This window comes from Lentzea fradiae (assembly GCF_900100955.1).
In the GTDB taxonomy this organism is placed as follows: Bacteria; Actinomycetota; Actinomycetes; order Mycobacteriales; family Pseudonocardiaceae; genus Lentzea; species Lentzea fradiae.
The window spans coordinates 122,506-134,420 of the sequence record NZ_FNCC01000018.1 but is presented as its reverse complement, the minus strand read 5'-3'; the positions used below and the strand labels follow the sequence as shown (position 1 = coordinate 134,420).

The following is an 11,915-nucleotide window of genomic DNA, read 5'->3' as shown; positions in this document are numbered from 1 at the left end:
ACCCGACGGTGGCGGGATAGAGGCTCCACAGCGCCGAACCCACGGCGGCGACCGGGACGAACCGGCGCAGCGGCCACTTGAGCGCACCGGTCAGCAACGCGCCGACGATGCCGCCCGCGGGCAGGAACCGCGCCGCGATGAGGATCGTCTCGCCCCTGGACGCCAGCTGGTCGGCCGTCCACACCACCATCGCCCGCGCCTTGGCGTTGCGGTTGACCTTGGCGAGCGCCTTCATGCCGAGCCTGCGGCCCGCGCTGAAGTTGATCAGGTCGCTGGCCAGGCAGCCGGCCGCGGCGATCAGCACCACCAGGTAGAGCGGCACCTCACCGGCCGCAGCCAGGACACCCGCACCGATGAGCACCACCTCCGTCGGTGCCAGCGGCACGACGGCCACCAGGAAAAGCACGACGAGGCTCGCGGCGGTGCTCATGCTCGGTCAACGCTCCTGACCGGCGAAAACAATCCCGATCGGCGCGTTTCTTCAGCCCGCCCACAGGATGTGACGTCCGTCCGGTCTGGACGGACGCCACATCCCCAGGTCAGCGGTTCGCCCGGTTGACCGCGGAGACGATCGCGCGGAACGACGCGGCGACCGTGGAGCTGTCGATGCCGACACCCCACAGCACCCGGTCGCCCACCGCGCACTCGACGTAGGCGGCGGCGCGGGCGTCGTCACCGGCCGACAGCGCGTGCTCGGCGTAGTCCAGCACCCGCACGTCGTAGCCGATGGACGCGAGCGCGTCGACGAACGCGGCGATCGGGCCGTTGCCGGTACCCGTGATCTCCTGCTGCTCACCGTCGACCAGCAGCGTCGCGGTGATCTCCTCGCGGCCGTCGCCGTCGGAGGACGCGCGGTGCTTGAGCAGGTACATCGGCACCCGGCCGTGCAGGTACTCCTCGGCGAAGGCGTCCCACATCTCCTTCGGGCCGATCTCGCCGCCCTGCGTGTCGGTGACCTCCTGGATCACCCGCGAGAACTCGATCTGCAGGCGCCGCGGCAGGTCCAGGTGGTGCTCCTGCTTCATCAGGTACGCCACGCCGCCCTTGCCGGACTGCGAGTTGACCCGGATGACGGCCTCGTAGTTGCGGCCCACGTCCTTCGGGTCGATCGGCAGGTACGGGACCTCCCACTGGAAGTCGTCCACGTGCTGCCCGGCGTCCTTGGCGTCCGCCTCCAGCGCCTCGAAGCCCTTCTTGATGGCGTCCTGGTGACTGCCTGAGAACGCCGTGAAGACCAGGTCACCGCCGTACGGGTGGCGCTCGGGCACCGGCAGCTGGTTGCAGTACTCGACGGTGCGGCGCACCTCGTCGATGTCGCTGAAGTCGATCTGCGGGTCGATGCCCTGGCTGAACATGTTCATCGCCAGCGTCACCAGGCACACGTTGCCGGTGCGCTCGCCGTTGCCGAACAGGCAGCCCTCGATGCGGTCGGCACCGGCCAGGTAGCCCAGCTCGGCCGCCGCCACGCCGGTGCCCCTGTCGTTGTGCGGGTGCAGGCTCAGGATGATCGACTCGCGCTGCGCCAGGTTGCGCGACATCCACTCGATCGAGTCGGCGTAGACGTTCGGCGTCGCCATCTCCACCGTCGCCGGCAGGTTGATGATCAGCGGCTTCTCCGGCGTCGGCTGGATGACGTCCGTGACCGCGTTGCAGACCTCCAGCGCGTAGGACAGCTCGGTGCCGGTGTAGGACTCGGGGGAGTACTCGTAGCGGAAGTCCGTCTCCGGGTACTCCCGCTCCAGCTGCTTCGCGAACTTCGCGGCATCCGTGGCGATCTTCTTGATGCCGTCGCGGTCGGCGCGGAACACCACCCGCCGCTGCAGGATGGACGTCGAGTTGTAGAAGTGCACGATCGCCCGGTGAACGCCGCGCAGCGACTCGAACGTCCGGGAGATCAGCTCCTCCCGGCACTGCGTCAGCACCTGGATCGTGACGTCGTCCGGGATCGCGCCGTCCTCGATGATCTCGCGGACGAAGTCGAAGTCCGTCTGCGACGCGGCCGGGAACCCGACCTCGATCTCCTTGAAGCCCATCCTGACCAGCAGGTCGAACATCTTGCGCTTGCGCGCGGGTGACATCGGGTCGATCAGCGCCTGGTTGCCGTCACGCAGGTCCACCGCGCACCACAGCGGCGCCTTCTCGATGCGCTTCGCGGGCCAGGTGCGGTCGGGTACGTCGACCACCTCGACGACCTCGTGGAACGGGCGGTAGCGGTGGAACGGCATGCTGCTGCCCAGCTGCGCGTTCCAGCTCGGCTGGGAGGCGGGGGCCGAACGGGCAGGCTTGCGGATGCGGCTGGTGCCGGAGGTGTAGGCGTCCTGCGAGGTCATGATCTGGGTGCTCCGGGTGCGGGTCGTTGATGGACGACCGGCGGCAACGCTGAGTCCCGCGACGGGGGGCCGGTCTGATCAGACCCCGTCACGGCAGCGAAGCAGGAGGGAACGCCACACGGGGGACAGCGTAGCCCTGGTGGGGTGGGGATGGAACTCGGGGACCGGATCGTGGGATTCGGGGGTGGGTCGGGGTGGGGGTTTCGTCTGGTCAGAGGGTTTTTTGTGATCAGCTGCGGGTGGCGGGCTGATCCGGGGCCCCACCGCGTGGCCGCTCACGTTCTGCGAGATCCCTTCGGCATCGGGGTGAATGCCGGAAGCTGGTCAACTTGCAAGTTTTGTGGGGGCTGAACCTGGGAAAAGTTCATACATGTCCAGATTACGTACGACCAGTGGCCGCGGCACGGCTTCCCGCGTGATCAGCGGCATCGGCGTCCTTTTCGCATTCATCGAGATCTTGTACATCTTGATGGTCGTGCTCGGTGCGAACACGGCGAACTCGTTCTTCGGTTTCATCAAGTCTCTCGCCGATCCCCTTGCCCTGTTCTTCCCCGGGCTGTTCCAGACGGGGAACTACAACCTCGACGTCTTCCTCAACTACGGTCTGGCCGCTGTGTTCTGGCTGGTCGTGACCGGAATCCTCGCTCGTGCGGTCTCGCGTTACTGAGCTCGTGCGGTCTTGTGCTCCTGAGGATGGTCGGCCCCGTTGGTGGTGGGCCCGTCGCTGTGGCGGGCTCGGTGCCGGCGGGGTCGATCTCGTGTTCGGCTGGCGTTCGAGCGAACGTCCTTAAGCGCGTTAGGTCGCTCAACTAAGTTCGAGTGCATGGCGCGTGACGACTTTTGCTGCAGCTGCGGTGCTCGGTACGCCGACACGGCTGGATACCCCCGCTCGTGCGACGGCTGCGGGCACATGGTGTGGGCCAACCCCGTGCCGGTCGTCGTGGTGCTGGTGCCTGTCAAGGACGGGCCTCGGACCGGGCTGCTCACCGTTCGGCGGGCGATTCCGCCTGTGGGGCAGCTGGCGTTCGTCAGCGGGTTCATGGACCGCGGGGAGTCGTGGCAGGAGAGTGCTGCTCGCGAGCTCGAAGAAGAAGCCTATGTGCGGATCGACCCCGGTGAGCTGCGGCCGTTGCACTTCGTGTCGACGCCGGACGGGGGGACGGTGTTGTTGTTCGCCACCGCCCCCGCGATCAACGCCGACGACATGCCGCCGTTCGTGCCCAACGACGAGGCGTCCGAACGGAAGATCATCTTCGAGTGCGAGCCGTTGGCGTTCCCGTTGCACAACGACGTCGCCACGAAGTACTTCTCAACTGAACTGTGACTGGCCCCAGGAGCCGGTGAAGACCGTCTCCGACAGCGGGTGACGGGTGCGTTCGCGCTGTTCACGGGCCTGGAGATCCTCGGGGAGGTCTTCCGGGGCGCCCTGCGTGCCGATGGCCATGGCGACCAGCGGGCGGACGTTCGCGGGCATGGCGAAGGCGGTGTGGGCCGCTTCGGGGTCGAAGCCCGCCATCATGTGGGTGATCAGGCCCAGGTCGACGGCCTGGAGGGCGATGTTCTGCATCGCGAGGCCCAGGCCGAACTCGATGTTCGGGATCTCGCCGCTGTCGTCGGTGGTGACGACGCAGCCGATCAACAGGGCGGAGGCGCGGAAGGCCCAGTTGCGGTTGCCCCTGGTCAGCGTCTCGAAGATGGTGTCGAACGTCGGCGTGCCGCGTTTGCCCACGATGAAGCGGGACGGCTGGGTGTTGCCGTGGGACGGGGCCCAGCGGGCGGCTTCCATGAGGGTGCGCAGGTCGTCGTCGGAGATCGTGGCGTCGGCGGCGAACGCGCGGGGGCTGCGGCGTTTGGTGATCAGCTCGTTCATCAGATCGCATACTGCCAAACGGCGAGGGAGTAGGCGCCGAACCAGGCGCTGAACAGGGTCGCCACGCCGAGGACGGTCAGCACGGTGGACAGCCGGCGGCGGGCCAGGACCAGGGCCAGCGGGACGAGCAGCGTGAACGCCGGGAGCAGCAGGCGGGCCTTCGAGTTCATCAGGCCGTTCGAGCCCAGGTCCATGACCAGCACGCCGATGCCGTAGGCGATCAGCGGCCACTCCAGGCGGCGCTGGAAGGCGTAGAAGACGAGCACGATCGCGAGGACCAGCAGCCACACCGTGCCGGTCTCCAGCACCGAGCGCGGGTTGGCGAGGTGGCCCATCGCGAAGTCCCAGGTGGCGACGCCGCCGTCGAACTTCGAGCCCCAGCCGCGCTGCTGCACGCCGAACCAGCCCGTGAGGTCGCCGGTGCGGGCCGCGACCCAGCCGAGGTAGCCGAGCAGGCCCAGCGGGGCGACGAGGCCACCCGCCCACGCGCGCCAGTCGCCGCGGTCGGCGATCACCGCGACCAGCGCGGCCAGGCCGACGGCCACGACCAGGGCCGCCGCCGTCGGACGGACCAAGCCCGCCGCCGCACAGCACACCCCCGCGAGCAGCCAGCGCTTCCGCACGACGCCGACCAGCGACCAGGCGGCGAACGCGCAGAACGTCGCCTCCGAGTACGTCATCGACAGCACGACGGCCATCGGCGAGGCGGCGAACAGCGTCACCAGGACCAGGCCGGACGCGACCGAGCCGTCGCGCACCACGCGGCCGAGCACGAACAGCCCGTACGCGCAGAGCAGGCCGCTGATGATGCTGACCGCGAACGCCGCGCCCACCACGTCCACGCCCGGCAGGCCGCCGATCCACCTGACCAGGGCGGGGTAGCCGGGGAAGAACGCGAGCGGGGTCTCGTCGGTCCGCTGACCCGCGGCGTCGGTCAGGCGCATCGGCACGCCGTCGTAGCCGCCCTCGGCGATGCCGAGGAACCACTCGCCGTCCCACGACTTCAGGTTGTCGACGGACGTGTCGGCCCTGCCGGTCGTCTTGTTCTGGTACTCGACGACCAGTTGGAGGACGAACAAACCGATCTGGCGCACGGCCAGGTAGACCAGCGCGGGAGCGGTCCACAGGGCGACCGGGTGTCTGAGCGCCTCGGCCATCCGCGAGCGCGCACTGCTGGCAGGCACGGCTGCTGGGGCCTCCACGACATCGGTGCTCGTCGACACCCGGACAGAGTAGTCACGCGCGTCACGGGCTCCAGGTTCTCACCAGGTGGTCCGGGTAGGCTGCCAGCGACGTGGGGTTTTAGGACGCGCGAAGGAGGTCAGGTCGGTGGCGCTCGTCGTCCAGAAGTACGGCGGTTCATCGGTGGGAAGTGCCGAGCGGATCAAACGTGTGGCCGAGCGCATCGTCGCGACCAAGAAAGCGGGCAACGACGTCGTGGTCGTCGTGTCCGCGATGGGCGACACGACCGATGAGCTGCTCGACCTCGCACGCCAGGTCTCGCCCGTGCCTCCGGCCCGTGAGCTCGACATGCTGCTCACCTCCGGTGAGCGGATCTCGATGTCGCTGCTCGCGATGGCGATCCACTCGCTCGGTGCCGAGGCGCGCTCGTACACGGGCTCGCAGGCCGGTGTGATCACGACGTCGGTGCACGGCAAAGCGCGGATCATCGACGTGACGCCGAGCCGGATCCAGGACGCGACGTCGGAGGGGGCCATCGCGATCGTCGCGGGCTTCCAGGGCGTCTCCCAGGACTCCAAGGAGATCACCACGCTCGGCCGCGGCGGCAGCGACACCACCGCGGTGGCGCTCGCGGCGGCGACCAAGGCCGACGTGTGCGAGATCTACACCGACGTGGACGGCGTCTACACCGCCGACCCGCGGATCGTGCCGAACGCGAAGAAGCTCGACACGATCACGTACGAGGAAATGCTCGAGATGGCCGCCTGCGGCGCCAAGGTGCTGATGCTCCGCTGCGTGGAGTACGCCCGGCGCTACAACGTCCCCGTGCACGTCCGTTCTTCGTTCAGCAACAAGACCGGAACCATCGTGTCCGGTTCAGTGGAGGACCTTCCCGTGGAACAGGCGATGATCACCGGCGTCGCGCACGACCGGTCCGAGGCCAAGATCACCGTGACGGCCGTGCCCGACCACCCCGGCATCGCTGCCAGGATCTTCCGGGTCGTGGCGCAGGCCGAGCTCGACATCGACATGGTCGTGCAGAACGTCTCGCAGGCGGCGTCCGGCCGCACCGACATCACGTTCACGCTCGCCAAGGTGGACGGTCCGCGCGCGGTGGCCGCGCTGGAGAAGGCCCGCGGCGAGATCGGGTTCGACCAGGTCATCTACGACGAGCACGTCGGCAAGGTGTCGCTGATCGGCGCGGGCATGCGCTCGCACCCCGGCGTCACGGCGCTGTTCTGCGAGGCGCTGGCCACGGCCGGCGTCAACATCGACATCATCTCGACCTCCGAGATCCGCATCTCGGTCATCTGCCGCGACACCCAGCTCGACGACGCCGTCCGTGCCCTGCACGACGCGTTCGAGCTCGGTGGCGAGGAAGAGGCCGTCGTCTACGCAGGGACTGGCCGATGAGCGCCCCCGTGCTCGCGCTGGTGGGCGCGACCGGTGCCGTGGGCACCGTGATGATCGACATCATGAACACCCGCTCCTCCGTGCCGTGGGGCGAGATCCGCCTGATCGCGTCCGCGCGCTCGGCGGGCAAGAAGATCAACGTGCGGGGCCAGGACCTCACGGTGGTCGCCCTCTCGCCCGAGGCGTTCGACGGCGTCGACATCGCCATGTTCGACGTGCCGGACGAGATCTCGGCCGAGTGGGCCCCGATCGCCGCCGAACGCGGCGCCATCGCGATCGACAACTCCGGCGCGTTCCGGATGGACGCCGACGTGCCGCTGGTCGTGCCGGAGGTCAACGCCGACCAGGTCGACAACCGCCCGCGCGGCATCATCTCGAACCCGAACTGCACGACCCTGTCGATGATGGCGGCACTGGGCGCCCTGCACCGCGAGTTCGAGCTCAAGGAGCTTGTCGTCGCGTCCTACCAGGCCGCCTCGGGCGCAGGCCAGTCCGGCATCGACCGCCTGTACGCGGAGATCGCCGCGGTCGCCGGCAAGGAGGCGGGCACCGTCGCGGGCGACGTGGCGCAGGCCCTCACCGCCGCCGGACTGTCCGCGGAGGACTCCCCGTTCCCGGCGCCGCTGGTGCTGAACGTGGTGCCGTGGGCCGGTTCGCTCAAGGACGACGGCTGGTCGTCGGAGGAGCTGAAGGTCCGCAACGAGGCCCGCAAGATCCTCGGCATCCCGGACCTGAAGGTCTCCGCGACGTGCGTCCGGGTCCCGGTCGTCACCACGCACTCCCTGTCCGTCCACGCGACCTTCGCCCGCGAGGTCACCGTCGAGGCGGCGCACAAGATCTTCGCCGAGCAGCCGACCATCGTCCTCGTCGACGACCCGGCCGCGAAGAAGTTCCCGACCCCGGCGGCCGTCGTGGGCGAGGACCCGACGTACGTGGGCCGCGTGCGCCAGGCGCTCGACTTCCCGAACACGCTGGACTTCTTCGTGTGCGGTGACAACCTGCGCAAGGGCGCGGCGCTGAACACCTACGAGATCGCGGAAGTGCTCGCGAAGCGCATCTGACGAGCGAGATGAGGAGGCCCTTGCCGTTCCACGGCAAGGGCCTTTTCTCATATCTGCGCACGAACGGCTTTCCGGGCGAAGTAACGCGAATCAGGCGCGATAGATAATCATGCGTGATGCGTTACATGCCCGCGGTGGCCGTCTTCTGTGTTCTCGGTGGTCTCACGGCCTGCGGTAGTGATCAACCGGTGGCGAACTCACCGACCAGTTCAGCGGTGAACTCGCCGACCAGCGCGCCGGTGGCTGCGTCGACCACCACCGATCCGTCGGCAGAGATCGAGGCGGCGGTACGCGCCTATTCCGATGCCTACCTCAACGGCCAAGGCGAGGCGTACGACATGCTGTCGGTGCGTTGCAAGGAACGCATGACGCGCCTGTCCTTCATCGAGCTCGTCACCTTGGCGAAGCAGACCCTGGGGCCGCAGCAGATCTCGACGTTCAAGATCGACCAGCAGGCCGGCGACCTTGCTCGGGTGACCTACACCTACGCCGCGAAACCGGAGATCGACCAGCGCAGCGAGCCGTGGGTTCGCGAAGACGCGGTGTGGAAACAGGACGACTGCTGACGACTTTGAGGAGGCCCTTGCCGTTCCACGGCAAGGGCCTCATCTCTTCAAGTAGGTTTCAAGTAGTGCGTTCGGTGAGCTGTTCTCGCAGCTTAGGTTGTTCTCGTCGCTCAAGCGTGGGCTGCAAGTAGCTTCAAGTAGCAGCCTCGGCTCATCCTGGCCGGAGAGCCTGACCCTTCTCTCTTACCTGTTGATCGCGTTCAGTGCGTCGAGGATCGTGGCCTCCTCGTACGCGAAGTGCTCGCGGAGACGGCTCACAAGCCCCTGCAACTCAGCCCGCAACCCGCGCGGATCAGCGACCCCGGGCACGTACCCCTCCACCAGCTCCCGAATGGACGCGTTCGTCTCCGCCACCACCACGTGCTCGGCTTGGAGCTTCTCCAACGTCGGGGCGAGAGCGGGGAACTCCGCCGCCAGCATCGGGAACGCGCCGCGGTCCTCGCCGTTGTGGTGTTGTTCGAGCGCCCCGCAGAAGGCGAGGCAGCGTTCGCGCATCTGGTCGTGGAGCGTGCGCGGCGGCAGTGTCATCGGTGTGGTGGTGTCCGCGGTCGCGATGAGCTCGTCGACCTGCGCGAGGACGGCTTCCAGTTCGGTGTCGAGCCACTCGTGGGCCTCCTTCACGAAGTCGCCGAGTCCGCTCACGCGCTCGGCACCGGCGGTCGGGAGTGGACGGAGTTCCACCAGCGGGATCACGCGGGACGTTTTCCGCTGGTACTCGCCGTAGCCCGGTGCCTGGCGCACCACCTCGTCCCACAGGGCGCGGTCTTCCATGACGGACGCGACGGCCGGGTACTTCTCGGTGCCCACCTCGACGGTGACGATCGGGTGGGCGCGGAGGTTGTGCAGCCAGGCCGGGTGGTGGTCCGCGCCGCCGGCGGAGGCGACGACCACGCGGACGCCGTCGATGTCGAGGTAGCCCAACGGGGTTGTGTGGCGGCGGCGGGTTCGGGCGCCGGTGGTGGTGAGCAGTAGCAGGGACGAGCCCTCGAAAGGATCGCCGACGACTCCCGCGTTCGCGCGGAACTCGTCGATGACCCATTTTTGGAAGTCGCCGAAGGAAGGGGCTGGCATGTGGAATTCCCTTTGTCTGCGCGCGCTGAACACAGCGCTGCTGTGAAAGAAGTGAATGCGCCGTCGAACTTCCTCAGCGGACAAAGGTAGGTCTGAGGTCTGTCGATCGTGCGGGGGAGAGGTGGCCGGCTCCTCGTCCGCCCTCTTTCGCGGACACTCTGCATATGGCAGGGACAAAGACCACCCGGCAACAGCCTGCCATCGGAGCCCTGTGCGGATCAACATCGTTTCGTCCGGCACCGCCTAGGCTGAGCCGCATGGCGGAGAGCGACGAGCAGTACGACGCGCTGGGCGCGATCTACGAACGTGCCAAACACATCCCGACCGGACTGGCCGAGCGCGCCACGCTGCTCTCCGCGGTCGGTGACCTGCGCGGGAAGAGCGTGCTGGACGTGGGCTGCGGCACCGGTTTCTACACACGGCTCTTCCACGACCTCGGCGCGGTGCGGGTGGCCGGTGTCGACTCGGCGGGCGAGATGATCGGGTATGCCCGGTACGTCGAGGCACGTGAACCGCGCGGGATCGGCTACGAGCAGCACGACGCGGCGTCGTTGCCCGTGATGGGCGAGTTCGACGTGGTGACGGCGGTGTGGCTGCTCGGCTACGCGGAGGACGTGGCCGCGCTCGACGCCATGATCGGCAACCTGAAGGCCAACCTCGCTCCCGGCGGCCGGCTCGTCGCGCTGGTGCCGAACCCCGACGCCGACTGGGACCTGCTCGCCCAGTACGGGCGCTACGGCTACGAGATCACCCGCACCGGGCCGCTGGACGTGAAGCAGCCGGTCAGCGTGCACGTGCTGGGTGACCCGCCGTTCGACTTCGACTCGTTCTTCTGGGAGGGCGGCGTGTTCGACGGCGCGTTGGACAGGGCCGGGCTGCTCGACGTGACGCGGCAGCCGTGCGTGACGCCGGACGACGATCGCGGCGAGGAGTTCTGGGGTCCGCTGCGGAAGTCGCCCAGCTTCGCCGTCTTCACCGCCGTGCGGGGTGAGTCGTGATCGTTCTCGCCGTGGACCTCGGCACGACGGCGACCAAGGTCGTCGCGGTCGACGTGCAGGCCCGTGTCGTCGCCTCGACCGAACGCGCCTATCCGATGCACACCAGTGGTCTTGAGGCCACGCACGACCCGCGGCACGTGCTCGACGCGGCGTTCGACGCGATCCGGGAGCTGGCGTCGGAGGACGTGCGGGCGATCTCGCTGACCGGTGCCATGCACTCGATCATGGGGCTGGACGAGTCGCTCTCCCCGGTGACGGACGTGCTGAGCTGGGCCGACAACCGCGCGGTCGAGCAGACGGAACGGTTGCGGGGCACGGCGGAGGGCCGCGCGCTGCACCAGGCGACCGGTGCGCCGATCCACTCGTTCACGCCGCTGATGAAGCTCGCGTGGTTCCACGAGAACGGCGTGCGCGCCGTGAGGTGGTGCGGGATCAAGGACTTCGTGCACCTGCACCTCACCGGGCAGCTGATCACCGAGCACTCGTCGGGCTCCGGCACGGGTCTGATGAACATCCACACGTCGCGGTGGCACGAGCCGTCGCTGGAGTTCGCCGGGGTGACGGCCGACCAGCTGCCGCCGCTCGTCGAGACCACGCACGCCATGCCGCTCACCGCGGAGATCCCCGGGCTGCCGCGCGGGATTCCGGTCGTCGTCGGCGGTGGTGACGGTCCGCTGGGCAACCTCGGCGTCGGTGCCGCCACGCCGGGTGCGGGCGCGGTGTCGCTCGGCACGTCCGGTGCGCTGCGGGTGGCGCAGCAGGGGCCGGGTGTCGACGAGGAGGGCCGCACGTTCAGCTACGCGATCGGCGAGGGCCTGTGGGTCCGCGGCGGCGCGATCAGCAACGGCGGTGTGGTGGCGCAGTGGGCCGCAGAGACGTTCGGCGTTCCGGTCGGTGACCTGCTCGCGCAGGCGGAGGGCGCCGACTCCGACGGGCTCGTCGCGCTGCCGTACCTGCTCGGCGAACGCGCGCCGTGGTGGGACCCGACGACGCACGCCGCGCTGCTCGGCCTGCGCCGCGAGCACACTCCGCCGCAGATCACGAAGGCGCTGGTGGAAGGCGTGTGCCAGCAGTTGGCGCTGGTGCTGGAAGCCGTGCCGCGGGTCGACTCGCTGCGGATCACGGGTGGTGCGTTCCGTGCGCCGATCTGGGCGCAGACGCTCGCGAACACGTTGGGGATGCCGTTGCACCTCACCGAGGACAGCGGTGGTTCGGCGGTCGGCGCGGCGCTGCTGGCGTGGCGGGCGCTGGACGAGATCCCGAGCCTGACCGTCGACCTCGTGCGGCCGAGCCAGACGATCGTGCCGGACGAGGACGCCGTGGCGAGGTACGCGAAGGCGCGGCCGTTCGTGGTGAGGGCGTACCGGGCGCTGGAAGACCTGTACGGCGAATCACATCGTTAGCAAGTAAAACCTTTTGCCGGA

At 68.6% G+C, this 11,915-nt stretch carries 11 protein-coding genes and 1 pseudogene; 7 read left to right on the top strand and 5 right to left on the bottom strand.

The features are described 5' to 3' along the window. Positions 1 to 10 precede the first annotated feature (10 nt). Both BLT23_RS34745 and leuA read right to left on the bottom strand, forming a co-directional pair. Positions 11 to 430: pseudogene (locus BLT23_RS34745) on the bottom strand (DedA family protein); the annotation flags it as partial. 109 nt (positions 431 to 539) lie between these two features. Then, on the bottom strand, positions 540 to 2,330 hold the full coding sequence (gene leuA / locus BLT23_RS34740; RefSeq protein ID WP_090057994.1) for a 2-isopropylmalate synthase: 1,791 nt from the start codon (positions 2,328 to 2,330) through the stop codon (positions 540 to 542). Positions 2,331 to 2,700: 370 nt separating this feature from the next. On the opposite strand from leuA, the gene BLT23_RS34735 reads away from it, so the two are divergent. Continuing rightward, a complete protein-coding gene (locus tag BLT23_RS34735; protein WP_090057978.1) occupies positions 2,701 to 2,997 on the top strand; it encodes a hypothetical protein in 297 nt (98 codons plus the stop codon). Positions 2,998 to 3,153: 156 nt separating this feature from the next. Beyond that, complete coding sequence (locus BLT23_RS34730) at positions 3,154 to 3,654, top strand: NUDIX domain-containing protein (protein WP_090057975.1); 501 nt, start codon at positions 3,154 to 3,156, stop codon at positions 3,652 to 3,654. Here BLT23_RS34730 and BLT23_RS34725 read toward each other — a convergent pair. Both BLT23_RS34725 and BLT23_RS34720 read right to left on the bottom strand, forming a co-directional pair. Then, positions 3,640 to 4,200: a nitroreductase family protein gene (locus tag BLT23_RS34725; RefSeq protein ID WP_090057971.1), complete on the bottom strand. Its 561-nt coding sequence runs from the start codon at positions 4,198 to 4,200 to the stop codon at positions 3,640 to 3,642. The genes BLT23_RS34730 and BLT23_RS34725 overlap by 15 nt on opposite strands. Beyond that, the gene (locus tag BLT23_RS34720) at positions 4,200 to 5,423 is read right to left on the bottom strand and encodes a hypothetical protein (RefSeq protein WP_245744502.1); all 1,224 of its coding nucleotides are present in this window, start codon (positions 5,421 to 5,423) and stop codon (positions 4,200 to 4,202) included. The genes BLT23_RS34725 and BLT23_RS34720 overlap by 1 nt, the downstream gene beginning before the upstream one ends. Positions 5,424 to 5,529: 106 nt before the next feature. Between BLT23_RS34720 and BLT23_RS34715 the strand changes: the two genes are divergently transcribed. From BLT23_RS34715 to BLT23_RS34705, 3 genes are all read left to right on the top strand, one after another. Beyond that, entirely contained in the window at positions 5,530 to 6,795 is a 1,266-nt protein-coding gene (locus BLT23_RS34715; RefSeq protein ID WP_090057968.1) for an aspartate kinase, read from the top strand. Then, positions 6,792 to 7,856: an aspartate-semialdehyde dehydrogenase gene (locus tag BLT23_RS34710; RefSeq protein ID WP_090057965.1), complete on the top strand. Its 1,065-nt coding sequence runs from the start codon at positions 6,792 to 6,794 to the stop codon at positions 7,854 to 7,856. Before BLT23_RS34715 ends, BLT23_RS34710 begins: the two co-directional genes overlap by 4 nt. Before the next feature lie 113 nt (positions 7,857 to 7,969). After that, positions 7,970 to 8,422 (top strand): hypothetical protein, encoded by a 453-nt coding sequence (locus BLT23_RS34705; RefSeq protein WP_218133972.1) that lies wholly within the window; start codon positions 7,970 to 7,972, stop codon positions 8,420 to 8,422. 183 nt (positions 8,423 to 8,605) lie between these two features. Here BLT23_RS34705 and BLT23_RS34700 read toward each other — a convergent pair whose 3' ends face one another. Next, positions 8,606 to 9,493, bottom strand: coding sequence for a nitroreductase/quinone reductase family protein (locus BLT23_RS34700; protein ID WP_090057961.1), 888 nt, complete (start codon positions 9,491 to 9,493; stop codon positions 8,606 to 8,608). Between the two features lie 257 nt (positions 9,494 to 9,750). On the opposite strand from BLT23_RS34700, the gene BLT23_RS34695 reads away from it, so the two are divergent. Together BLT23_RS34695 and BLT23_RS34690 are read left to right on the top strand one after the other, a co-directional pair. After that, positions 9,751 to 10,491, top strand: coding sequence for a class I SAM-dependent methyltransferase (locus BLT23_RS34695; RefSeq protein ID WP_090057956.1), 741 nt, complete (start codon positions 9,751 to 9,753; stop codon positions 10,489 to 10,491). Further along, complete coding sequence (locus BLT23_RS34690; RefSeq protein WP_090057951.1) at positions 10,488 to 11,894, top strand: gluconokinase; 1,407 nt, start codon at positions 10,488 to 10,490, stop codon at positions 11,892 to 11,894. Before BLT23_RS34695 ends, BLT23_RS34690 begins: the two co-directional genes overlap by 4 nt. Positions 11,895 to 11,915: the final 21 nt, after the last annotated feature.

Coding starts and splice junctions, on each gene's coding strand:
- leuA (WP_090057994.1), bottom strand. CDS start 2,330: ATGACCTCGCAGGACGCCTACACCTCCGGCACCAGCCGCATCCGCAAG.
- BLT23_RS34735 (WP_090057978.1), top strand. CDS start 2,701: ATGTCCAGATTACGTACGACCAGTGGCCGCGGCACGGCTTCCCGCGTG.
- BLT23_RS34730 (WP_090057975.1), top strand. CDS start 3,154: ATGGCGCGTGACGACTTTTGCTGCAGCTGCGGTGCTCGGTACGCCGAC.
- BLT23_RS34725 (WP_090057971.1), bottom strand. CDS start 4,200: ATGAACGAGCTGATCACCAAACGCCGCAGCCCCCGCGCGTTCGCCGCC.
- BLT23_RS34710 (WP_090057965.1), top strand. CDS start 6,792: ATGAGCGCCCCCGTGCTCGCGCTGGTGGGCGCGACCGGTGCCGTGGGC.
- BLT23_RS34700 (WP_090057961.1), bottom strand. CDS start 9,493: ATGCCAGCCCCTTCCTTCGGCGACTTCCAAAAATGGGTCATCGACGAG.
- BLT23_RS34695 (WP_090057956.1), top strand. CDS start 9,751: ATGGCGGAGAGCGACGAGCAGTACGACGCGCTGGGCGCGATCTACGAA.